This window comes from Conexibacter stalactiti (assembly GCF_033542075.1).
Lineage (GTDB): Bacteria > Actinomycetota > Thermoleophilia > Solirubrobacterales > Solirubrobacteraceae > Conexibacter > Conexibacter stalactiti.
The window spans coordinates 22,721-44,203 of sequence record NZ_JAWSTH010000041.1; the positions used below are offsets into that span (position 1 = coordinate 22,721).

A 21,483-nucleotide genomic window follows, 5' to 3' on the forward strand; every position below is an offset into this window, starting at 1 on the left:
CCGGCTGGCCAGTCGCGCGGCCTCAACAGGGGGTGAAGATGTCCTCGTGATCGCGCGCCAGCGTGCGGCGCAGCGACACGAACGCGAACGCGCCACCGATCAGCGGCAGCCAGAAGAGGATCACGCGATAGACCAGCACCGCGGCGGCCGTCGCGGCGGCCGGCGCGCCGAAGACGATCAGCGTGCCGATCAGGCCGCCGTCGATCCCGCCGATGCCACCGGGGATCGGCAGCAGCCCGCCGAGCTGCCCGATCAGGTAGCCGAGCAGGATGATCGAGATGTCGATGTTCGCGCCGAAGGCGTGGAAGGTCGCCCACAGGACGGCGTTGTCCCACGCCCAGTAGCCGAGCGCGCCGACGATCACGAGCGGATCGCCGCCCTTGACGATCTCGACCGACTCGCGCGTGCCGGCGATCACGCTGCGACGGGCGGCCGCGATCCCGCGCTTCAGTCTCGACGCCTCCGGCGGCGCCGGCCGGCCCTCGCCGAGGCGCGGCAGCAGCAGGATCGCGCTGATCACCAGCAGCGACAGCGCGGCCGGGAAGGCCGTCAGCCACAGCGACAGGTCGGGGCCGAAGAGGCCGAGCGCGACCGCGATGCCGATCACCGCGACGGCGACGAAGTTGACGCTGCTCTTGATCAGGAAGAACGCAACCGAGCGACGTGCGACGCGCTCGGGCGACATCCCGCCCTGCACGAGCGCCCACGCGCCGAGCGCGAGGCCGGCGGCGCCGCTGGCCGGGACGATCGAGCCCATCGCCAGCTCCGACCAGCCGATCTGCGACGCCGTCTTCCACGGCATCTGCCGGCAGAAGACCGGCCGGAACATCAGCACGTAGGAGATGCACGACAGCAGCTCGAACCCGACCGCGACCGCGATCCACGCGGGCTTGGCGTCGCCGAGGTGTCTGCGCACCTCGCCGAGGCCCGGCGCCAGCAGCGCGACCAGCACCAGGACGCCGATGATCGCCGCGACCTGGATCGCGTGGCGGATCAGCCGGCGCGGCTCGAACTCGCTCGGCAGGGCCGTGCGTTGGCGCGAGTCGCGCGCGGTGCCGTGTGTGGTCGACGTCGCCAGTTCGGTGGGGGGAGGCGGCGGAGTCACGCATAAATTGTTGCACGCGCATACAAATCGCTGTCAGCGCGCTGCCTGCCGGCGGCCGGCCGCGGTCACGCGCCCTCCCACATGGCGCGCTCACCCGGTCGGCCCGCGGACCTTCAGCCGCGCGCGGTTCTCCTCGGTGTCGGCCAGCACCTGCCGCTTCAGGATCCGCTCCTCGAAGAAGCTCTCGTACGGCACGCCGTCGACGTCGCTGTCGCCCCAGGAGTGCTGCGTCTGCTTCAACGGCGCATAGGTGGCAGCATCGACGAACAGCTGCTTGTAGCCGTGATGGGGCGGCTGGTCGATGCTGTCGACTCTGAGCAGATAGGCGCGGCGGCCGTCGACTTCGGCCTCGCCCACCAGCGCGACGTGCCGCCCTCTGCCCGCCTGGGCGCGGCGCAGGATCTGCGCGGCGCGCAGCGACATCGAGTCGGCGACCATGCGCGAGCGGCGTCTGGTCAGCTCCCACTCTGGCGACCTGGGGTTCCGCGCCGCCCACTCGTCGGTCCACCAGTCGCCGTCGGCGCGGTAGGACGCGGTGTCGATGGGCGGCGGATAGTCCCCGTTCGTCTTCGTGATCCGCGAACGGAACTCCAGCACGCGGCCCCGTCTGTCGAGCCGGATCCACTGCGTCCGCCGCTGCTCGACGACGCCGTACAGTCTGCCGTCGGAGTAGCTGATGTGGCTGACGTCGCTCGTGACCTGGAGGATCTTGCCGTCGGGCAGGTCGGAGGCGTGAGCGGCCTGCGCGATCACACGCTCGACGCCGGGCAGCGCGGCCGTCACCGGCCCGCCGCCGCCTCCACCCGAGAGCCCGATCGCGAGCGCCCCGAGGAAGGCCGCGAGCCCGCCGCCGACCCCCGTGCGGGCATGGCGGCGCGCCTGGCGCCGGCGGCGGGCGGCGGTCACGCTGTCGCGGTCGCGCCGGCCCTGCTGCTCGTCGCTCGGCTGAGCGGCGCGATCGCCGGCCTGCGCCGCGGCGGGATCGGCCGCGCGCAGACGCACCATCAGGTCGTCGGTCTCGCTCATCGCGACACCTCCAGGTTCGGGATGGCGGCCATTGGCGGCGCGGGTTGCGCGATCTGCGGCGCGGTCTGCGCGATGGCGGGCGCGGCCTGCGCGACGTGGTGCGCATCGTGCTCGGAACGCGGCGCGAGCGGCGCGGCGGCCTCCTGCCCCTCCCCCGCCTCCAGCTCGGCCAGCGTCTTGCGCAGCCGCAGCCGCGCACGCGACAGCCGTACCGCGAACGTCGCGCGGGTGCAGCCGGCGGCGCGAGCGGCGTCGGCGTGCTCCAGCCCCTCCCATGCGACCAGCCGGATCGCCTCGCGCTCCTGCTCGGTCAGCGTCGCGAAGGCGCGCGCCAGCGATGGATCGCCGTGGACCTGCTCGGCCGGGTCCGACCCCGCCTCGGTCGTGCTGCCGGCGACCTTCTGGAGCAGCGCGCTGCGGCGCGCGTGGCTGCGGCGATGGCCGTGCACCACCCGCCGCGCGACCGCGTACAGCCACGGCAGCGGATCGGCCTCGCGCGGCAGCTTGCGCCACGCGATCGCGAACGTCTCGGCGACGACGTCGTCGACAGCGTCGGGCTCGACGCGCCGCGCGGCATAGGCGCGGATCGCCGGCGCATGCTGGTCGTAGACGGCCCAGCGGCCGGCATCCGAGCGGCGCGCTGGGGTGCGGTTGAGGAGCGTCACAGAGGCCTTCTGCCGGCGGGCCGGGCGAAATTACGTCGCCGACCCCCCGTGCGCACCCGGGGTTTCCCGCGTCAGCGCGTGAGGGGGTCGCACCCCGCGCCGCCGCACCCGGCCGTCTCGGCGCCACCCCTTGACTTCAACCACGCTTGAAGACATACGGTGGCGCGATGCACGCCATCCGCCTCCATGCCTTCGGCCCGCCCGAGAACCTCCGCTACGAATCGCTCGCCGATCCCGAGCCCGGCTTCGGCGAGGTCCGCGTCGCCGTCGGCGGCGCCGGGGTCCACCTGCTCGACACCAGCCTGCGCGCCGGCACGGTCGGCCCGCCGCTGCCGCTGCCGGCCCTCCCCCACGTGCCCGGGCGCGAGGTCGCGGGCGTCGTCGAGCAGCTCGGCGACGGCGTCGCGCGCGAGTGGCTCGGCCGCCGCGTCGTCGCCCACCTCGGCCGCGAGCCGCGCCACGGCGGCTACGCCAGCGCGACCGTCGCAGCGGCCGACGCGCTCCACGCGCTCCCCGACGCGCTCGACGACGCTCACGCCGTCGCGATGATCGGCACCGGCCGCACGGCGCTGGCGATCCTCGAGGTCGCGCAGCTGCGAGCCGACGACGTGGTGCTCGTGACCGCCGCCGCCGGCGGTCTCGGCAGCCTGCTCGTGCAGGCCGGCCTGCGCGCCGACGCGCTCGTCGTCGCCGTCGCGGGCGGCGCCGAGAAGGTCGCGCGAGCGGAGCGGCAGGGCGCCGCGATCGCCGTCGACTACACGCAGCCCGACTGGGCCGACCAGGTCCGCGAGCAGCTCGGCGACTTCGAGCTGACCGTGGTCTTCGACGGCGTCGGCGGCACGCTCGGCAAGACCGCGATGGGGCTGCTCGCCCCCGGCGGACGCCACATCCTCTTCGGCTACTCCTCAGGCACGCCGACCGAGGTCACGACCGCCGACCTCTACAGAGGCGGCCTGACCGTCAGCTCAGCGGTCGGACCGGCGATCGCCAGACGCCCCGGCGGCCTGCGCGGCCTCGAACGCGACGCGCTCGCCGCCGCCGCGCGCGGCGAGCTGATCCCGGCGGTGCAGACCTTCCCGCTCAGCGAGGCCGCCGCCGCGCACGCCGCTCTGGAGGCCCGCGCGACGGCCGGGAAGGTGGTGCTGGTGCCGTGAACAGGGTCGATCTCGGGGCGATATCCGCCCCGAGATTGCACCTGTTCGCCGCTACGCGGCCACCTCGCGCGACATCACGCGGTCGAGCAGGCGCTCGGCGTTGCCGCCGAGGTAGGCCTCCAGCGAGCGCTCGCGCAGGCCGAGCAGCCTTACCTCTTCGAGCACACGGTCGTATCTCATCATCGGCCAGTCGGTGCCGAAGAGGATCTTCTCGTGCAGGACCTTGTCCATGAACTTCGGCATGTCGCCCCAGCCGCCGCCGCTGCCCTCGGCGATGTACTTGGGCGCGATCGCGCCGAACTCGAGGTAGACGTTTCTGTGCTTCCACGCGACCGCGACCATCTCGTGCACCCACGGCCAGCCGCCGTGGTGGCAGACCATCATCAGGTCGGGGAAGTGACAGGCGACCTGGTCGAACAGGAACGGGCGCTCGTGGCGCAGCGGGCCGTGCGAGGAGAAGTTGATCCCCGTGTGCAGCCCGATCGGGATGCCGAGCCGCGAGCAGGTCGCATAGACCGGGTAGCAGCGCGCGTCGATCGGCGATATGTCGAGGAAGCCGGGCTCGAAGATGATCCCGCGCAGCCCGAGGTCGTGGTAGCAGCGCTCGATCTCGGCGACGGCCTCCATCGGTCTGCGCGGGTCGACGAGCCCCCAGCCGGCGACGAACTCCTCCGGGTACGCCTGCAGCAGCTCGTACACGCGGTCGTTCCACTGCGACGGCAGGCCGAACTCGTGCTCGGCCTGCAGGATGCTGGGGCCGACGCCGGCGGCGCGCTTCTCCGCCAGCAGCTGCTCCAGCGTCGCCGCTGAGGCGCCGCCGTTGCCGTAGACCTCGCCGTAGCGGGCGTACTCCGGCGGCAGCTCCGGATACGACGAGCTGTCGTCGTCGCGGACCGGGACCTTGATGCGGATGTCGATGATCTTCATCGGGCGCTCCCTGCGCTCGCGGCCTCACGGTCCCAGGCATCGGCGGGGACCTCGCCGCGCGGCAGCTGCTGCTTGGCGACGCGCATCGACGGCGTGCGCGGGAAGTCCTCCGCGCGCAGCAGCAGATAGCGCGGCACCTTGTGCTTCGCCAGCCGCTCCGCGGCGTGGTCGACCAGCGCGACCCGCAGCGCGTCGAGATCGCCGGCGGCGGCCGCCTCGGGCGCGAGGTAGACGTGCGCCAGCACCTCCTCGCCGCGCAGCGTGTCGGCGACCGGCACGACGGCCGCGTCGATCACCGCCGGGTGGCTGCGCAGCACCTCCTCGACCTCGCCGGCGGAGATGTTCTCGCCGGCGCGGCGGACGATGTCCTTCTTGCGCCCGAGAAAGGTGAACCAGCCATCGGCGTCGACCTGCATCAGGTCGCCGGTGCGGAACCAGCCGTCGGGGTCGACCGCCTCGGCGGTCGCCTCGGGCCGGTTGAGGTAGCCGGACATGATGAACGGCGCGCGCACGAACAGCTCACCGGGCGTGCCGGCGGGGACCTCGCTGCCGTCCTCCGCGAGCAGTCTCGTCTCGACGTCGGTGCGGGCCGTGCCCATGATGCCGCTGCCGGTCATCCGCTCGGCGTCGGCGAGCGGCGTGGCGATCAGGCCGCCGGTCTCGGTCAGACCGTAGGTGTCGGTCCACGGCATGCCCCAGCGGTCGGTCATCTCGCGGTGCAGCGCGGCGTCGATCGCGACCTGGATGCCGTAGCGGACTCTGTGCGAGCGCTCCAGCTCCGAGGGCGGCGCCGACAGCAGCAGCGCCGGGATCGAGCCGATCGTGAACAGCTGCGTGACGTCGTTGTCGTTGACGACTCTCCAGAAGCGCGAGACGCTGAAGCGGCGCATCACGACCAGCCCGACGCCGGCTTCGAGCGACGTCAGCAGCTGCCACGACGGGTCGTTGTAGAAGAACTTCAGGCAGCAGAGGATGCGGTCGCCGGTCTCGAGGCCGCGCTCGTGGCGGTAGCCGTCGACCAGCCGGCGCCAGTAGCGGTGGTCGACCATGCAGCCCTTCGGGGCGCCGGTCGTGCCGGAGGTGTAGTAGACGTTGGTGATCGCGGCCGGGTCGAGGTCAAGCCCGGCGAACGTCAGCGGCTCCGCGCCGCTGTAGGCGTCGAGGCCGCCTGGCTCACCGTCGGCGACGGCGATCCGCTCGCGCAGCGCCGGCAGCTCGGAATCGAGCCGCGCGAGCCGCGCGATCGCGTCGCCGTCGCCGATGAAGGCGACCGCGCCGGAGTCGGTCAGGACGTGCGTGAGGTCGTGGTCGCCGGCCTCCGGGTTGAGCGCGACGAAGACGCCGCCGACGGCCGCGGTGGCGAACCACGCGACCATGAACTCGGTCCGGTTGGCCATCATCGCGGCGACCATCTCACCGGGTCTGACGACCCCTCTGAGGTAGCCGGCGAAGCGCTCGGCGCGCGCGAGCAGCTCCCCGCGCGAGACGGTCAGGCCGTCCTCGAAGATCAGCGCGGGCCCATCCGGATCGGTCGCGCCCGCACGGGCGACCAGCTCGACGATCGTGTCGCTCATGCCGCCCCTTGCCGCGTTGCCTTCATGCCAAGCTCCCATCTAACTAACGATCATTCGTAAGCATGCCGAAGCGCGTCCAGCGTGTCAATCAGATCCCGGCCGCGTCCGCGACCTGGCGCGCCCGTTCCAGCAGGTCGTCGACGACCTGCACCGTGCCCTCGCCGCTCGGGTTGCGCGGGTCCTGCAAGGCCCGTCGCGCGACCCCTTCGAGGATCACCGCGACCTTCCACAGCGCCAGCGCGTGCCAGAACGGCACGGCGCTCACGTCGCGCCCGGAGGCCGTCGCGTAGGCGTCGAGCAGCTGCTCGCGGCGCGCGAAGCCCGGCAGCGTCGAGACGCCGCGCGGCACGCGCGGGCTGTCGCCGGCCTGCGGCCAGTAGGCCAGCAGCGTGCCGACGTCGGCGAGCGGGTCGCCGAGCGTGCACAGCTCCCAGTCGAGCAGCGCCATCACCGCCCCGCCGGCGGGATCGAGGATCGCGTTGCGCAGATGCACGTCGCCGTGGACGAGCGTGACCTCGTGCTGCGCCGGGATCGCGGCGTGCAGCCGCTCGGCCAGCTGCTCCACCTGCGGCGCCTCGCGCGTCGCCGAGCGCTCCCACTGCGCTCGCCAGCGGCGCAGCTGCCGCTCGGCGTACGGACCGTGACTGGCCAGCTCCACCAGCCCGACCGCCTCCAGGTCGACCGCGTGGACGGCGACGAGCGCGTCGACCAGCGCCGACCCGGCGCGGGCTCGCCACGACTCCGCGGCCGCCTGCGCGACCTCCTCGCGGTCGAGCACGATCCCGTCGACGAACTCCAGCAGCAGCAGCGGCACGTCGCTGACGGCGCTGTCGCGGCAGAGCCCGAGCACCGCCGGCGTCGGGACCGGGGTCGGCTGCAGCGCGGCCATGATGCGGTGCTCGCGCGCGACGTCGTGGGCGCTCGGCAGCAATCTGCCGAGCGGCGGGCGGCGCAGGACCCAGCGGCGGCCGTCGGCGTCGGTGACGCCGAAGATCAGGTTCGAGCGGCCGTCGCCGATCCGCTCGAAGGAGAGCGGAGCGCGCGCGCCGAGCCCGAGCGTCTCGATCCAGCGCGTGACGGCGGCTTCGTTCAGCGCTTCGGCGGTGGCGCCCGGTGCCGGCGCGCTCATGGCGCGGCCTCGGACGCGGGAGCCGGCGCGGGCGGCGCCGCGCTGTCGTACGCCGCCGCTCTGGGCCGGATCGGCTGGCCGAGCACCTGGCCGCCGTCGACGACCAAGGTCTCGCCGGTGATCCAGCTCGCCTCCGGCCCCGCGAGGAAGCGGACCGCGGAGGCGACGTCGGGCGGCTCGCCGATGCGGCCGAGCGCCGTCCGCCCCGCCACCTCCTCCTCGTGGTTCTGCCACAGCGTCTCCGCCAGCTTCGTGCGCACGACGCCGGGCGCGACCGCGTTGACGCGCACGCGCGGGCCAAGCTCCATCGCGAGCTGGCGCGTCTGGTGGATCAGCGCCGCCTTCGTGACGCCGTAGACGCCGGTGCCGGCGCTCGTCTTCAGCCCGTTGATCGAGGCGACGTTGACGATCGCGCCGCCGTGCTCGCTCATCCACGCGCGCGCCGCGAGCCCGCTCCACAGCAGCGGCGCCCACAGGTTGACCTCGACCGTCTTCATGAAGCGCGCGCGGTCGACCTCGCAGATCGGCCCGTACGCCGGGTTGGTGCCGGCGTTGTTGACGAGCACGTCGAGGCGGCCGGTCCGCTCCAACGCGAACTCGACGCAGGCGCGGGCGGCCTCCTCGTCGGCGGCGTGCGCGCCGACGCCGAGCGCGCCGCGCCCGAGCTGCGACGCGGCCGCGACGGCCGCCTCCTCCGTGCGCGCCGTCACGATCACGGTCGCGCCGGCCTCAGCCAGCGCGTCGGCGACGGCGAGGCCGATCCCGCGCGAGGCGCCGGTGACGATCGCGGTGCGGCCTTCGAGGGGGCTCATGCCGGCGCCCAGCGCTTCAGCTCGACGCGCGCGATCGTGCGCTTGTGGACCTCGTCGGGCCCGTCGGCGAGCCGCAGCACGCGCACGTGCTGGTACATCGCCGCCAGCGGCGTGTCCTGGCTGACGCCGGCGCCGCCGTGCACCTGGATCGCGCGGTCGAGGATCAGCTGCACGGCGTTGGCGGCCGCGATCTTGATCGCCGCGATCTCGACGCGCGCGCCCTTGTTGCCGACCGTGTCCATCAGCCACGCCGCCTTCAACGTCAGCAGCCGCACCATCTCGATCTCGATCCGCGCCTCGGCGATCCAGTCGCGGATGTTGTCGCGCTGCGCCAGCGGCTTGCCGAAGGTCGTGCGCGCGTGGGCGCGTCTGCAGAGCAGCTCCAGCGCCCGCTCGGCGACGCCGACGGTGCGCATGCTGTGGTGGATCCGCCCCGGGCCCAGGCGCGCCTGCCCGATCAGGAAGCCGTCGCCCTCCTCGGCGAGCAGGTTCGAGACCGGGACGCGCACGTTCGCGAACTCGATCTCCGGATGGCCGCCGTGGTCCTCGTAGCCGAAGACCTTCATCGAGCGCACGATCCGCACGCCGGGCGTGTCGATCGGGACCAGCACCATCGACTGCTGCCGGTGGATCGGCACGTCGGCACCGTCGGGCGCCGTCTTACCCATCACGATCAGGATTCTGCAGTTCGGGTGCATCGCGTTGGTCGTCCACCACTTGCGCCCGTTGAGCACGTAGTGGTCGCCGTCGCGGGCGATCGAGAGCTGGATGTTGGTCGCGTCGGAAGAGGCGACGTCGGGCTCGGTCATGCCGAAGCCGGAGCGGATCTCGCCGGCCAGCAGCGGCTTCAGCCACTGCTGCTTCTGCTCCGGCGTGGCGAACAGCGCCAGCGTCTCCATGTTGCCGGTGTCGGGCGCGTTGCAGTTGCACGCCTCGCTCGCGATCCGGCTGCGGCCGAGGATCTCGGCCAGCGGCGCGTACTCGACGTTCGTCAGACCGGGAGCGCCCTCGGCCGCGTGGGCCGGCGGCAGGAAGAGGTTCCAGAGGCCGCGCTCGCGCGCCGCCGCCTTCAGCTCCTCCATGATCGGCGGGTGGAAGTGCGGGTCGCCCGCCTCCTCGACCTGCGCGCGGAAGGTCTCCTCGGCCGGGTAGACCTGCTCGTCCATGAACGCGAGCAGCGCCGCTCTCAGCTCGGCGCCGCGCTCGCTCTGCCCGAGGTTCATGCGGGCGCTCCGGCGGCCGCGGGCGCGTCGCTCGTCGTCGCGTCGCGCTCCGCGCGCGGCGCCAGCGGCGCGAAGGCCGGCGGGCGCTTCTCGACGTAGCTGGCGACGCCCTCTCTCACGTCGGTGCGCTCGAACGACTCCAGCATCAGCGCGTCGGACTCGGCGACGGCCGTCTGGAAGTCAGTGTCCATGTGACGCAGCACCTGCTGCTTCATCGCGGCCATCGACCAGGGGGAGCAGTTGGCGGCGAGGTCGGCGGCGTAGGCGACGGCGGCGTCGAGCACGTCGTCACGGTCGGCGACGAAGTCGACGAGGCCGATCCGCTCGGCCTCCTCGCCGAGGATCACGCGGCTGGAGAGCAGCAGGTCGAGCGCGCGGCTGGGCCCGACCAGGCGCGGCAGGATCCACGAGAGGCCGTACTCGGCGATCAGGCCGCGCTTGGCGAAGGCGGTCGTCAGCTTCGCCTCACGCGCGCAGAAGCGCACGTCGCAGAAGAGCGCTTCGATCAGGCCGAGGCCGGCGGCGGCGCCGTTGATCGCCGCGATCGTCGGCTTGCCGACGGCGCGCGGGAAGTTGCGCGGCCGCGGGCGGACGCTGCGGCCGGCCGCTCTCTCGATTCTCTGCAGGCCGCCCATGTCGGCGCCGGCGCAGAAGCCCCGGCCGGCCCCGGTCACGACGATCGCGCGCACCTCGGGGTCGTCCTCGGCCTGGTCGAGCAGCTCGAAGTAGCGGTTCTCGAGGTCGTTGTTCCAGGCGTTGAGGCGGTCGGGCCGGTTGAAGGTGAGGACCAGGACGGCGCCGCGGCGCTCGGCCAGGACGAGGTCGTCGGTGCTCTGCTCGGCGGGCGCGGCGCCGGTCTGCTCGGCGGCGCTCATGCCGGGATCTCCGCGACGGCCTCGATCTCGACGACCCACTCCTCGTTCCAGATGCCGCAGATGACCACCGTCAGCGCCGGCTTGTGGTCGCCGAAGACCTCGCCGCGCACCTGGCTGAACGCCGCTCTGTGGGCGTGGTCGCTGAGGTAGACGCGCAGATGCACGACGTCGGAGAGCGTCGCGTTGACGGTCGACAGCACGTTGGCGACGTTGCGGAAGGTCGTCCGCAGCTGCTCGACGGGATCGCTGGAGACGGTCGTGCCGTCGGGCAGCTTCGGCACCTGGCCGCTGACGAACAGGAGCGGGCCGCTGGTCTGGACGCCGTGCGTGTGCGCGGGCGCCTGGGGATGGTCCGTGGGCGTGTGGAACTGCATGTGACCGAGGTCCTCTCTCCCGGCGGGAACGCCCGCGGAGGCGCTTGGCGACCACGGGCAACAGGGTTCGCTGGGCATACTAACCAACGTTCGCTAGTATCGCGAGTCGTCAGCTGTCGACGGCGTGCCGCAGGCACGCAAGGGAGCACGAGAGATGTCCGTCCGCTTCGAGACCCGCGACGCGATCGCGCGCATCACGATCGACCGCCCAGAGAAGCTCAACGCGATGGACTCGGCGACCTACGCCGCGCTCGACGCGGCCTTCGCGCGGCTCGACGACGACCCCGCGCTGCGCGTCGGGATCGTCACCGGCGCCGGCGACCGCGCCTTCTCCGCCGGCGCCGACCTGAAGCAGATGCACGCGCCCGACGCCGTCAAGAAGGGCTTCGGCCCATGGCGGCCGGACGGCTTTTCGTTCGGCCGCACGCCGCGCAAGCCGCTGATCGCCGCGATCCACGGCTACGCGCTCGCCGGCGGACTGGAGCTGGCACTCACCTGCGACATCCGAATCGCGTCCTCAGCGGCGAGATTTGGCGCGCCGGAGGTCAAGTGGGCGCTGCTCGACGGCCTCGGCGCGCTGCGCCTGCCGTCGATCGTGGGTATGTCCGACGCGATGCTGCTGCTGCTGACCGCCGACTTCATCGACGCCGACGAGGCGCTGCGGATCGGGCTCGTCTCGCGCGTGGTCGAACCGGACGCGCTGCTGAGCGAGGCGGAGGCGATCGCCGACCGGATCGCCGCCAACCACCCGACCGCGGTCCAGATGACGAAGGAGCTGGCGCTGCGCGCCGGCCGCCCCGGCGACGAGGACGCGCTCCGCCTCTACCGCTCCTACTTCGCGATCCTCGAGCAGACATCCGATCAACCCGACGCGATCCGCGGCTTCACCGAACGGCCGCGCGACGGCGACGCGGCCGCGACCAGCGGCGCGACCTCCGCCACCGCCCGCACCTGAACCACCCACTTCTACTAACGACTGTTAACTAGCACTGGAGTCACGAATGGGCCAGCCCTCCCCGGCCGTCACCGGCGACACCTTCCTGCGCTCCCCGCGCGCGACCGCTGCCGAGCTGTCGCCCGGCGACGTGGGCGTGATCGGCGTCGGCCACGAGCTGACGAAGATCTCCCGCCCCGGTACCGCCTACGGTCCGCGCGCGATCCGCGAGGCGTCGATCATGGCCGACTGGGGCGGCGAGCTGTACGCCGCGCCCGACCTCGGCAACGGCTTCGTCGACATCGTGCAGAGAACGGCGTACCGCTACGCGCGCAGAGGGATCTACGACCTCGGCGACGTGCCGCTCGGCCCCGATCTGTCGATCAACCGCGAGCGGATCCGCGCGGCGGTCGGCGCGATCGCGAAGGCCGGCGCGATGCCGATGACGCTCGGCGGCGACCACTTCCTCACGCACCCGACGGTCGAGGGCGTCGTCGACTCCGATCCCGGCACGCTGGCGTTCCTGTCGGTCGACATGCACATGGACCTCGCGCTGGAGGTGCCGGAGTTCGGCACCCACAACGGCGGCACGTACCTGCGGCGGCTGATCGTCGAGGGCAAGCTCGACCCCGCGCGCGTCGTGATCTTCGGCACCGAGCCGCGCGTCTTCCGCGAGGAGTGGGAGTTCGTGCTCGCCAACGGGATCACCGTGATCCCGGCGGCGTCGGTCTTCGAGCACGGCGTCGACGCGACGCTCGCACCGGCGCTGGAGAAGGCGCTCGACGGCGCCGACGGCCTCTACGCGACGCTCGACATCGACGCCGGCGCCCGCTCGCTCGTGCCCGGCACCGGCAACCAGACCGGCGCGATCGGCCTCACCCCCACCCACCTGCTGCAGATCTGCTCGCTGATCTCGAGACTGCCGTTGAAGGGCGTCGACCTGACAGAGCTGTCGCCGCCGCTGGACCCGTCGGGCTCGACCGCAGGCCTCGCCGCCGCGATGCTGCTGACGGTCCTGCGCCCGCGGCTGTACGAGCCGATGGAGTACCCGGCCGAGCCGGCGGGCGCGTGAGCGCCGTGCCCGCGGACGGGCCGGCCGGCGGCGCCCTGTTCGACGACCTGCGCGGCCGCCGCGTCTTCATCACCGGCGCCGGCAGCGGCATCGGCCTGGCGGTCGCGCAGCGCTTCGCCGACCACGGCGCCGTCGTCGGCGCGACCGTGCTGCCGGGCGACGAGGCCGGCCGCGCGGCGCTGGCCGAGGTCGGCGGGGACGTTCACGTGCTCGACGCCGACGTGACCGACGCCGAGCAGGTCGAGGCGGCGGTGGCGACGTTCGTCGAGGCCGCCGGCGGGGCGGTCGAGGTGCTCGTCTCCAACGCCGGCATCGGCCAGTCGGCGCCGTTCCTGGAGCTGACGAACGCCGACTGGGAGCGGATGCTGAAGGTCCACGTCGGCGGCGCGGTCAACACGACGCGCGCGGTGCTGCCGGGGATGCTGGAGGCCGGCTGGGGCCGCGTCCTCTACACCGCCTCGGAGCTGGTCACGATCGGCTTCGAGAACCTGACGCACTACTGCGCCGCGAAGGGCGCGCTCGCCTCGATGACGCGCGCGCTGGCACGCGAGGTCGGCCCCAGCGGGATCACGGTCAACTGCGTCGCCCCCGGCCCGACGATGACGCCGATGTTCGTGAAGTCGGAGGCCGAGAACAACGACGCCTACCGCAACACGATCCCGATGCGGACCTTCGGCGACCCCGACAACGTCGCCTGGACGTGGCTGTTCCTCGCGACCGACGCCGGCCGCTGGTACACCGGCCAGATGGTCGCGCCCAACGGCGGCGTGGCGATGTAGCGAGGTGCCGCGCGCATTCGCGCGCGGACCGCTGCAAGATCGGGTCCCCGGGCGGGAGACCCGATCTTGCGCTCGTCGGCCTACTCGGCGTCAGCGAGGCGCTTGAAGAGCGCGTGCTGCTCGCGCAAGTAGCCGACGATCGCCTGCTCTCTGCTGGACAACGTCGCAAACTGCTTGTCGAACGCGTCGCTGAGCCACGCGACGTGCCGGCGCGGAAGTCTCGTCTGATCGCGCTCGATCGCGACCAGATGCAGGCGCCGTTCCCACGCGAGGTGCTGCTTGGCGACGACGAGCGCGCTGGCAGCGTTCTCCTCGGTCGCGACGTCGAAGATCGCGATCGGCCGTTCGGTCCCGTTCAGGACATAGGGGATCGGGTACAGACCGTCGTCGTCACGTTCGCGGTCGACCCAGTCCGTCTCGATCTCGTCCGCGAACGCCTCCACGAGCACCCGCCGCACATCGTCCCTGAACGTCGAGCGGACGCGTTCCTGGTCGAGATTCCGCAGCTCGCTGATCTCGATCAGCCCTTGGACGAACGCGAAGAACGCGGTCGGCAAATCCCTCCACGGCACGACCGTGACCAGCTCGCCGTCGCGATCCTCGATGCCATGTCGGCACCGGATCCGCTCGAACGTCTCTGCCCGTGCTCCGCTCTGGAGGCGGTCGACGTCGGTGTGGTAGCCGAGATGCATCAGCGTGTGAGCGTGATCGGTGATCTCGACGGTGCCGCCGTCGCGGTCACGCACGAAGATGACGAAGCCGTCCCCGTCCGGGAAGTCGAACGGCACCACCACCTGCGCCTCATGTTGACTCACGGGATGGACGACGACGCCTGCGGAGAGCGCGGCGGTGAGCAGCGGTCTGAGATCGGCGATCGTCATGGCCAGAGCGAGCGTTGCGGCGGCGGTTCGAAACCGCCTGCGACCAGCATCGCATCAAGCGCGGTCGCGAGGTCGCTGAAGGCGGTGGTCGGTTCTGCGAAGCCGTCGATCGACAGCCCGGCGAGCTGGTATCGCTCGGTCGCGAAATGGATGTGGAACGCGTCACGATCGACCGTGTCGCGCTCGAGTTTGTTGCGATGCGGGTGTCCTCTGCCGTTATGACGGCGCAGGATGAGCTCGGTCCCGTGCGGAGGCAGGTAGGCGAGGATCACCGAGAAGTCGTAGGGCGAGAACACGCCCTGCCGCAGGTGGACGTCGAAGCGACTTCCGGACTCGCCGACGACCGATCTCGTCGTGCGTCGATGGCCGCGTACCGGCGCCGACCTGGCAAAGGCGTGCAGGAAGGCGACCGCGTCGAGTGCGGGCTTGCGTTCGTCGATCAGGCGCGCGATCTCCGCGTCGGTCAGCAGCATGGCGTCTCCACGTTCGCGCCATTCTGCCGACTACCTGCTCAGCATCAACCCGGTATTCCGTCCATAGCACCAACGTGGGCGATCGCCACGTCGAGCTGGCAACTCAGGCGGGGGCCGGGTCTGCGGCGGGGCGGGCGGCGCGTATGGCGGCGGCTGCCAGGAGGAGGCCGCAGGCGGCCAGGACCGCGCCGGCTCCCGCCGCGCTCGCGTCGCCGAGGCCGGCGTCGATCGCCAGGCCGCCGGCGAAGGGGCCCAAGGCGTTGCCGACGTTGAAGGCGGAGTGGACGGTCGCGGAGGCCATCGTCGGCGCCGCCGCGGCCATGTCGAGCAGCTGCGCCTGCAGGATCGGCACGGCGGTGAAGCCGACGACGCCGATCAGGAAGACGTTCACCACCGCCAGCGGCGGCACGTGCGCGGTCGCGACGAAGCAGGCGAGCACGACGCCGAGCAGCGCCAGCACCTGCGCCATCAGCACCGCGCTGTCGCGCGGGCTGTGGACGCGCAGCCGCTGCAGCCGCGCTGAGAGCAGGTTGCCGACCGTCATCCCGAGGCCGAAGACCGACAGGCCCCAGATCGCCGACCCCTTCGGGAAGCCGGCGTCGTTCTGGAGGATCGGCGCGACGTAGCCGATCGCGGCGAAGATCCCGGCAAAGCCGACGACGGCGATCGACAGCGACAGCAGCACTCTCGGCTTGACCAGCACGGAGATCTCGCGCTTCAGCGTCACGCCCTCCGGCCGCGGCAGCCGCGGCATCGTCGCGACCAGCGCCAGCAGGCCGATCAGGCCGAGCACCGTCACGAGCACGAAGGCCGCGCGCCAGCCGAGCTGCTGGCCGACGAGCGTGGAGGCCGGCGCGCCGACGAAGCTCGACAGCGTCAGCCCGAGGAAGGCGAGCGAGATCGCCTGCGCCCGCCGCGCCGGCGCGACCAGCTGCGCGGCGACGACGGCGCTCAGTCCGAAGACCGCGCCGTGCGGCAGCGCGGTGATCACGCGCGCGACGAACAGCGTCCCGAACGACGGCGCCAGGGCGCTGGCGATGTTGCCGAGCACGAACAGCGTCATCAGCGCGATCAGCAGCGCTCGTCGCGGCATGCGCGCGCCGAGCGCGATCATCAGCGGGGCGCCGACGACGACGCCGAGCGCGTACGCCGAGACGAGATGGCCGGCCATCGGTGTCGAGATGTCGAGCGCGTCGGAGACCTCGGGCAGCAGCCCGATCGCGACGAACTCGGTCGTTCCGATCGCGAACGAACAGATCGCGAAGGCGAAGACGACCAGGGGAAAGCGGAAGCGACCAGGCTCGGGCACGACGCGGGACGGTAGCGGCCCGCGTCGGTGCCCGCTGGGACGCCGATCACACAGCGGCGCGCCGCCGCTACCCCGCCAGCGCCACCTGACCGCTGCCGATCGTCGGGATCCCGCCGACGCCCGGGTTCACGTCGCCGTCGAAGATCGAAGTCGGGATGAAGACCGTGCAGCAGGCGTTGGGCGTGTCGACGATCCCGGAGATCCGCCCCTCGACCGGCGCCGTGCCGAGGATGATGTAGACCTGCTCGCGCGTGAAGCCGAAGCGCGACAGGTACTCGATCGCGTTGAGGCAGGCGCGGCGGTAGGCGACGTGGGCGTCAAGGTAGAGCTGCTCGCCCGTGTGCTCGTCGACCGAGATCCCCTGGAAGGCGAGGTAGTCGTCGAAGTGCGGCTCCAGCGGCGAGGGCTTGAAGATCGGGTTGACGATCCCGTACTTCGCGACGCCGCCCTTGATCAGCTCGACCGACATGTCGACGTAGCCGGCCATCTCGATCGCGCCGCAGAAGGTGATCTCGCCATCGCCCTGGGAGAAGTGCAGGTCGCCGATCGAGAGGTTGGCGCCGTCGACGTAGACCGGCAGGTAGACGGTCGAGCCGCGCGAGAGGTTCTTGATGTCGCAGTTGCCGCCGTGCTCGCGCGGCGGCACGGTGCGGGCGCCCTCGCGCGCGACGCGGTCGAAGTCGGCGCCCGTCAGCGAACCGAGCGCGGCCAGCTCCGGGTTCGGCGCCTGCGCCAGCGCCGGCACGCGGCCAGGGTCGGTGTCGATCAGCGCCTGCTCGCGCTTGTTCCAGGTGCCGAGCAGGTCGTGCGACGGCGCGCAGCCGATCAGGCCCGGGTGGATGATCCCGGGGAAGCGGACGCCGGGCACGTGGCGCGATCTCGCGTAGGCGCCCTCGAATCTCCAGACGGCCTTCAGCGCGTCCGGGAAGTGCTCGGTCAGGAAGCCGCCGCCGTTCTCTCTCGCGAAGACGCCGGTGAAGCCCCACTCGTCGCGCTGCAGCGGCCCGACGTCGAGCAGGTCGACCTTCAGCAGGTCGCCCGGCTCGGCGCCCTCGACGGCGACCGGGCCGGTCAGCACGTGGACGCGCTCCAGCCGCACGTCGCGGATGTCGTTGGCCGAGTCGTCGTCGGAGATCTGGCCGTCGGTCCAGTCCTTGCACTCCAGGCGGAAGACGTCGCCGGGCTTGACGCTGACCTGCGCCGGGATGTCCGGGTGCCAGCGGTTGTGAAGCGGGGCGTCCTGGTCCTCGGCGGGCTTTGAGAGGTCGACGCTGATGAGCGTTTCGGGCATCGATGAGTCCTTCCTCGATCGGAGCGGTGGCGACGGGAGGGTGTGGCCGTGGTGGAGGCTGGAGTCAGGCGGCGCGGCGCGCCGAGGCGCGCCGCGCCGAGGCGCGCCGCGCGGGACGGGCTAGCGGCGCGTCGAGAACTCGGTCTCGATCGCGCCCGCGAGGCCCGGCACGACGTCGTCGAGCAGCAGGTTGCCGATCTCGGCGGTGGCGTTTCTCGGCGACGTGAACGAGCCGGTCGGCGAGACGGCGCCGTCAGGCTGCGGGATCACGTCGTACTTCAGCGACGGCAGCTGCGCCTGCACGTCGCCGAACGGCTTCACGCGGTCGGCCTGCAGCGCCAGCATCACCGACGTCTCGATCAGGCCGGCATGCTCGAAGTGGCCGGGCACGGGACCGTCGACGTAGATCTTCTTCGCCGTCTCCGGCTTGCAGAAGCTGCCGGGCGAGTCGAGCGCGATCACCTTCGCGTCGGTGCCGGCGAGCGAGACCGCCTCGCGCGCGGCGTCGTAGAGGACGACGCCGTTCTCGGTGTGCCAGCTCAGCATCAGCAGGTTGGTGACGCCGCGCTGGAGCAGGTTGAGGACGATCCCGCGCACGACGTCGAAGTAGACGCCGAGCGGGATCTCCGCGCCGAGCGGGAAGACAGGCCCGCCCCCGCTGCGGGGCCGGGAGGGGGCTCCGTAGCTGAGGGCGGGCAGCGAGAGCGCGCCGGAGAGGGAGGCGGCGCGGTCCGCCACGGCCTGCACGCAGACCGTGTCGGTGTCGAACGGCAGGTGGGGACCGTGCTGCTCGAGCGAGCCGAACGGCAGCAGCACCGGCGTGTTGGCGCCGAGGGCGGCGTCGACGTCGGGCCAGCTCAAGTCGTCGAGCTTCATCGGATGGGTCCCTTCTGACGTTCGTACATTGCGGGGTGAATTCAGTGCTCGTGCTCAGCGCTCGCGCGAGGCGTGCGCCCACGGGGTCAGCTTGCGCTCGGCGAGCGAGGCGAGGCCGAACAGCGACAGGCCGATCACGGTGATGATCACGACCGAGCCGAAGACGACCTCGGTGTTGTAGTCGGAGTTGGCGCGCAGCATCAGCGCGCCGAGACCTCTGTCGGAGCCGGTCCACTCGGCGATCACGGCGGCGACCGCGGCGTAGGAGCTGGCGATCTTCAGGCCGCCGAAGAAGTACGGCAGCATCGCCGGCACGCGCACCTTCCAGAACAGCGTCCAGGAGGAGGCGCCGAGGCTGCGCCCGAAGACGAGCACCTCGGAGCTGACCGACGAGAGGCCCTGGATCGTCGCGACCGTGACCGGGAAGAAGATGATCTGCACGACGATCACGATCTTCGGCGCGATCCCGAAGCCGAGCCACAGCACGAGGATCGGCGCCAGCGCCAGCACCGGCAGCGACTGCGAGCCGACGACGAGCGGGTAGAGCGCGACGCGCAGCACTCTCTGGAGCGCGATCGCGATCCCCAGCAGCACGCCGAGCGTGATGCCGATCACGATGCCGATGACGATCTCGGTCAACGTCACCTTGGCGTTGTCCCAGTACATCGCGCGGTCGACCCAGAGGCTCTCGGCGACGGTCGTCGGTGCCGGCAGCGTCAGCTCGTCCATGATCCCGGTCGCGCTGATGAACTGCCAGACGCCGAGCAGCAGCAGGATCACCGCGAGCGGCGCGAGGAAGGTCACGCGCAGGAAGAAGGGGCGGCCGCGCGGTGCTCTCCTGCTCGTCCGCGGAGCGGCCGGCGCGGTGCCTGAAGCGGTCTGGGGATCAGACCTCTGCGAGACGGCGCTCATGCGACCAGCTCCTCTCTCGCCGCGACGGCCGGGTTGCCGTGCAGCAGGTGCATGATCCGCGCCCGCATGCTGATGTAGTCCGGGCTGACCATCAGCGCCTCGGCGTTGCGCGGGCGCTCCAGGCCGACCTCGATCTCCTCGCAGATGCGCGCGGGGCGCGGGGTCAGGACGATCACGCGGTCGCCGAGCAGCAGCGCCTCGTCGACGTCGTGGGTGATGAAGATGACGGTGCGGTGGTCGTCGTCCCACCGTCTCAGCAGGAACTCCTGCATTCTCAGACGCGTGAGCGCGTCGAGCGCGCCGAACGGCTCGTCCAGCAGCAGGACGGGCCGGTCGGTCGCGTAGGTGCGCATCAGCGCGACGCGCTGACGCATGCCGCCCGACAGCTCGTACGGGCGGCGCTTGTCGAAGCCTTCGAGACCGAACTCCGCGAGCGACTCGCGCAGCCCGGCCTCGGCCTCCTTCTTGCTCGCGCCGAGGAACTCGCGGCCGAGCGAGACGTTGCCGAGCACGTCGCGCCAGTCGAGCAGCGCGTCGCGCTGGAACATGTACGCGGTGTACGGATTGACGCCCGTCAACGGCTCGCCGTTGACGCGCACGCCCCCCGGCATCGCAGGCGTCAGTCCGGAGGCGACGTTGAAGAGCGTCGACTTGCCGCAGCCGGACGGTCCGACGATGGTGACGAACTCACCGGCCTTGACCTCAAGGCTGAAATCGCGCACGGTCTCGACGGCGTCCTCCCCTTCGCCGTACGCGAAGGAGAGGTGGTCGAACGCGAACGATCTGAACTCAGCCTCTGTCCCCGTGCTGCGCGCGCGACGCCAGGGGGCGGCCATCAGCCCGTCACCTGCGCAAGCGGCTCGTCTCTGTAGCGGTCGTTCGCGCACGGCTCCGTGATCTTCGGCTCCGGCAGGAACTCGTTGGTCATCAGGTCCTCCACGGGGTACGGCGCGTCGATCGCCTCGGCGTCGGCGGCCAGCTGGATCAGCTGTCTGTACTGGTCCGGGTCGCTGTAGAGCAGGCCCTCTCTCTCGGAGTACGGACCGCAGAAGGTCGGCGCGCTCGCCTCCCACTGCGCGAGGTCCGATCTCGGGTCGAGGTCGGGGTAGCGCTCAGCCCAGATCGCGGCGGCGGCTCTGGGGTCGTCCATCGACCAGGCGAGCGACTCGGCGATCCCTCTCAGGAACGATCTGACCAGCTCCGGGTTCTCCTCGATCATCTTGTCCGTGGTGAGGATCTGGATCGGGTCGTACGGGCACGAATCGGGCGCGAACGAGAGGATTCTGATCGGCTTGTCCGGCTCCTTGGCGAGCGCGATCGCGGCCTCGTAGTGGGAGCCGTTGACGCCGGCGAACTTGCCGGCCAGCAGCGGCGGGACGAGGTTGAAGCCCGGGTCGACGATCTTGACGTCGTCCTTTGTCATCCCCTGCGTCTGCAGCGTGCGCTCGAAGCAGACCTCGTTGTACGTCGAGGAGCCGACGCCGACGGTCTTGCCCTTCAGCTCCTGGAAGTCGCTGATCTCGTCGGACTGGACCATCAGACCGACGTCGAGCAGCTCCAGCGTGCCGATCACCTTTATGCCGGCGCCCTCGCCCTTGGCGATCGCGGGGCCGATGCTGAGCTGGAGGCCGAAGTCGGTTCTGCCGGCCTGCAGCGCCTTGATGGGCGTGGCGGAGTCGTCCGGGAACTGGAACTCCGGATCGATCCCGTTTCTGGCGAAATAGCCCTCTTCCTTGCCTGCGATCGCCCAGATCTGCGAGGCGTTGGCGGCCCACTCGAGCATGAACTTGACGTCTCTCGTCTCCGGCGCCGCGGCCGTGGTGCCGGTCGAGCCGGCCGCGGCGGAGGTCGAGGAGGAGTCGTCATCGGAGCTTCCGCAGCCGACGGCGGCGAGAGCGCCGACGAGCCCGAGCACTCCGAGGCTACGACGGAACGTGGCGGTGCGACGCAACTGATCCTCCTTCGAGCGAGCCTCTCCGAAACGATGTCGACGAGGCTAACTAACAATCGTTCGTGAGTACCCTCCCACGCTCTTCGAGACTCGTCAAGGTGCGGAATGTCGAAAGACGATTCGCCACCCGTCGAAGCCCTC

The 21,483-nt window shown here is 71.6% G+C and carries 22 protein-coding genes; 4 read left to right on the top strand and 18 right to left on the bottom strand.

What is annotated here, in order from left to right:
- Positions 1-22: 22 nt before the first annotated feature.
- From R7226_RS15885 to R7226_RS15895, 3 genes are all read right to left on the bottom strand, one after another.
- Positions 23-1,105: a flippase-like domain-containing protein gene (locus R7226_RS15885; RefSeq protein WP_318598168.1), complete on the bottom strand. Its 1,083-nt coding sequence runs from the start codon at positions 1,103-1,105 to the stop codon at positions 23-25.
- A gap of 90 nt (positions 1,106-1,195) precedes the next feature.
- Positions 1,196-2,131: a hypothetical protein gene (locus R7226_RS15890; RefSeq protein WP_318598170.1), complete on the bottom strand. Its 936-nt coding sequence runs from the start codon at positions 2,129-2,131 to the stop codon at positions 1,196-1,198.
- Positions 2,128-2,796: an RNA polymerase sigma factor gene (locus tag R7226_RS15895; RefSeq protein WP_318598171.1), complete on the bottom strand. Its 669-nt coding sequence runs from the start codon at positions 2,794-2,796 to the stop codon at positions 2,128-2,130. The genes R7226_RS15890 and R7226_RS15895 overlap by 4 nt, the downstream gene beginning before the upstream one ends.
- Positions 2,797-2,963: 167 nt before the next feature.
- On the opposite strand from R7226_RS15895, the gene R7226_RS15900 reads away from it, so the two are divergent.
- A complete protein-coding gene (locus R7226_RS15900; protein ID WP_318598173.1) occupies positions 2,964-3,950 on the top strand; it encodes a zinc-binding dehydrogenase in 987 nt (328 codons plus the stop codon).
- Between the two features lie 51 nt (positions 3,951-4,001).
- On the opposite strand, the gene R7226_RS15905 is transcribed toward R7226_RS15900, so the two are convergent.
- The 7 genes from R7226_RS15905 to R7226_RS15935 form a co-directional block, all read right to left on the bottom strand.
- Complete coding sequence (locus R7226_RS15905) at positions 4,002-4,877, bottom strand: amidohydrolase family protein (protein WP_318598174.1); 876 nt, start codon at positions 4,875-4,877, stop codon at positions 4,002-4,004.
- Complete coding sequence (locus tag R7226_RS15910) at positions 4,874-6,451, bottom strand: class I adenylate-forming enzyme family protein (RefSeq protein ID WP_318598175.1); 1,578 nt, start codon at positions 6,449-6,451, stop codon at positions 4,874-4,876. The genes R7226_RS15905 and R7226_RS15910 overlap by 4 nt, the downstream gene beginning before the upstream one ends.
- An 88-nt stretch (positions 6,452-6,539) precedes the next feature.
- Complete coding sequence (locus R7226_RS15915; protein ID WP_318598176.1) at positions 6,540-7,580, bottom strand: phosphotransferase family protein; 1,041 nt, start codon at positions 7,578-7,580, stop codon at positions 6,540-6,542.
- The gene (locus tag R7226_RS15920) at positions 7,577-8,392 is read right to left on the bottom strand and encodes an SDR family oxidoreductase (RefSeq protein WP_318598177.1); all 816 of its coding nucleotides are present in this window, start codon (positions 8,390-8,392) and stop codon (positions 7,577-7,579) included. Before R7226_RS15920 ends, R7226_RS15915 begins: the two co-directional genes overlap by 4 nt.
- Entirely contained in the window at positions 8,389-9,615 is a 1,227-nt protein-coding gene (locus tag R7226_RS15925; protein WP_318598178.1) for an acyl-CoA dehydrogenase family protein, read from the bottom strand. The genes R7226_RS15920 and R7226_RS15925 overlap by 4 nt, the downstream gene beginning before the upstream one ends.
- Positions 9,612-10,490, bottom strand: coding sequence for an enoyl-CoA hydratase-related protein (locus R7226_RS15930; RefSeq protein ID WP_318598179.1), 879 nt, complete (start codon positions 10,488-10,490; stop codon positions 9,612-9,614). Before R7226_RS15930 ends, R7226_RS15925 begins: the two co-directional genes overlap by 4 nt.
- Positions 10,487-10,864, bottom strand: a complete 378-nt coding sequence (locus R7226_RS15935) for a RidA family protein (RefSeq protein WP_318598180.1) — start codon at positions 10,862-10,864, stop codon at positions 10,487-10,489. Before R7226_RS15935 ends, R7226_RS15930 begins: the two co-directional genes overlap by 4 nt.
- 154 nt (positions 10,865-11,018) lie before the next feature.
- On the opposite strand from R7226_RS15935, the gene R7226_RS15940 reads away from it, so the two are divergent.
- The 3 genes from R7226_RS15940 to R7226_RS15950 are packed head-to-tail and all read left to right on the top strand — an operon-like array spanning position 11,019 to position 13,649.
- Entirely contained in the window at positions 11,019-11,819 is an 801-nt protein-coding gene (locus tag R7226_RS15940) for an enoyl-CoA hydratase/isomerase family protein (RefSeq protein WP_318598181.1), read from the top strand.
- A 46-nt stretch (positions 11,820-11,865) separates the two neighbouring features.
- On the top strand, positions 11,866-12,870 hold the full coding sequence (locus R7226_RS15945) for an arginase family protein (protein ID WP_318598182.1): 1,005 nt from the start codon (positions 11,866-11,868) through the stop codon (positions 12,868-12,870).
- Positions 12,867-13,649: an SDR family NAD(P)-dependent oxidoreductase gene (locus tag R7226_RS15950; protein ID WP_318598183.1), complete on the top strand. Its 783-nt coding sequence runs from the start codon at positions 12,867-12,869 to the stop codon at positions 13,647-13,649. Before R7226_RS15945 ends, R7226_RS15950 begins: the two co-directional genes overlap by 4 nt.
- 80 nt (positions 13,650-13,729) lie before the next feature.
- Here the strand turns inward: R7226_RS15950 and R7226_RS15955 are convergent, their stop codons facing one another.
- The 8 genes from R7226_RS15955 to R7226_RS15990 form a co-directional block, all read right to left on the bottom strand.
- A complete protein-coding gene (locus R7226_RS15955; protein WP_318598184.1) occupies positions 13,730-14,530 on the bottom strand; it encodes a DUF1828 domain-containing protein in 801 nt (266 codons plus the stop codon).
- Positions 14,527-15,003: a hypothetical protein gene (locus tag R7226_RS15960; RefSeq protein ID WP_318598185.1), complete on the bottom strand. Its 477-nt coding sequence runs from the start codon at positions 15,001-15,003 to the stop codon at positions 14,527-14,529. The genes R7226_RS15955 and R7226_RS15960 overlap by 4 nt, the downstream gene beginning before the upstream one ends.
- A gap of 103 nt (positions 15,004-15,106) precedes the next feature.
- Positions 15,107-16,312, bottom strand: coding sequence for an MFS transporter (locus R7226_RS15965; protein ID WP_318598186.1), 1,206 nt, complete (start codon positions 16,310-16,312; stop codon positions 15,107-15,109).
- A gap of 67 nt (positions 16,313-16,379) precedes the next feature.
- The gene (gene fmdA, locus R7226_RS15970) at positions 16,380-17,603 is read right to left on the bottom strand and encodes a formamidase (RefSeq protein WP_318598187.1); all 1,224 of its coding nucleotides are present in this window, start codon (positions 17,601-17,603) and stop codon (positions 16,380-16,382) included.
- A gap of 120 nt (positions 17,604-17,723) precedes the next feature.
- Positions 17,724-18,479: a creatininase family protein gene (locus R7226_RS15975; RefSeq protein WP_318598188.1), complete on the bottom strand. Its 756-nt coding sequence runs from the start codon at positions 18,477-18,479 to the stop codon at positions 17,724-17,726.
- A 54-nt stretch (positions 18,480-18,533) separates the two neighbouring features.
- Positions 18,534-19,391 carry an ABC transporter permease gene (locus R7226_RS15980; protein WP_318598189.1) on the bottom strand — a complete coding sequence of 286 codons (858 nt, stop codon included), beginning with the start codon at positions 19,389-19,391 and terminating at the stop codon, positions 18,534-18,536.
- Complete coding sequence (locus R7226_RS15985; protein WP_318598190.1) at positions 19,388-20,227, bottom strand: ABC transporter ATP-binding protein; 840 nt, start codon at positions 20,225-20,227, stop codon at positions 19,388-19,390. The genes R7226_RS15980 and R7226_RS15985 overlap by 4 nt, the downstream gene beginning before the upstream one ends.
- Positions 20,227-21,342 carry an ABC transporter substrate-binding protein gene (locus tag R7226_RS15990; protein ID WP_318598191.1) on the bottom strand — a complete coding sequence of 372 codons (1,116 nt, stop codon included), beginning with the start codon at positions 21,340-21,342 and terminating at the stop codon, positions 20,227-20,229. The genes R7226_RS15985 and R7226_RS15990 overlap by 1 nt, the downstream gene beginning before the upstream one ends.
- Between the last annotated feature and the right edge of the window lie 141 nt (positions 21,343-21,483).

Coding starts and splice junctions, on each gene's coding strand:
- R7226_RS15930 (WP_318598179.1), bottom strand. CDS start 10,490: ATGAGCGCCGCCGAGCAGACCGGCGCCGCGCCCGCCGAGCAGAGCACC.
- R7226_RS15940 (WP_318598181.1), top strand. CDS start 11,019: ATGTCCGTCCGCTTCGAGACCCGCGACGCGATCGCGCGCATCACGATC.
- R7226_RS15890 (WP_318598170.1), bottom strand. CDS start 2,131: ATGAGCGAGACCGACGACCTGATGGTGCGTCTGCGCGCGGCCGATCCC.
- R7226_RS15980 (WP_318598189.1), bottom strand. CDS start 19,391: ATGAGCGCCGTCTCGCAGAGGTCTGATCCCCAGACCGCTTCAGGCACC.
- R7226_RS15985 (WP_318598190.1), bottom strand. CDS start 20,227: ATGGCCGCCCCCTGGCGTCGCGCGCGCAGCACGGGGACAGAGGCTGAG.
- R7226_RS15900 (WP_318598173.1), top strand. CDS start 2,964: ATGCACGCCATCCGCCTCCATGCCTTCGGCCCGCCCGAGAACCTCCGC.
- R7226_RS15925 (WP_318598178.1), bottom strand. CDS start 9,615: ATGAACCTCGGGCAGAGCGAGCGCGGCGCCGAGCTGAGAGCGGCGCTG.
- R7226_RS15920 (WP_318598177.1), bottom strand. CDS start 8,392: ATGAGCCCCCTCGAAGGCCGCACCGCGATCGTCACCGGCGCCTCGCGC.
- R7226_RS15960 (WP_318598185.1), bottom strand. CDS start 15,003: ATGCTGCTGACCGACGCGGAGATCGCGCGCCTGATCGACGAACGCAAG.
- R7226_RS15955 (WP_318598184.1), bottom strand. CDS start 14,530: ATGACGATCGCCGATCTCAGACCGCTGCTCACCGCCGCGCTCTCCGCA.
- R7226_RS15910 (WP_318598175.1), bottom strand. CDS start 6,451: ATGAGCGACACGATCGTCGAGCTGGTCGCCCGTGCGGGCGCGACCGAT.
- R7226_RS15905 (WP_318598174.1), bottom strand. CDS start 4,877: ATGAAGATCATCGACATCCGCATCAAGGTCCCGGTCCGCGACGACGAC.
- fmdA (WP_318598187.1), bottom strand. CDS start 17,603: ATGCCCGAAACGCTCATCAGCGTCGACCTCTCAAAGCCCGCCGAGGAC.
- R7226_RS15935 (WP_318598180.1), bottom strand. CDS start 10,864: ATGCAGTTCCACACGCCCACGGACCATCCCCAGGCGCCCGCGCACACG.
- R7226_RS15975 (WP_318598188.1), bottom strand. CDS start 18,479: ATGAAGCTCGACGACTTGAGCTGGCCCGACGTCGACGCCGCCCTCGGC.
- R7226_RS15915 (WP_318598176.1), bottom strand. CDS start 7,580: ATGAGCGCGCCGGCACCGGGCGCCACCGCCGAAGCGCTGAACGAAGCC.
- R7226_RS15945 (WP_318598182.1), top strand. CDS start 11,866: ATGGGCCAGCCCTCCCCGGCCGTCACCGGCGACACCTTCCTGCGCTCC.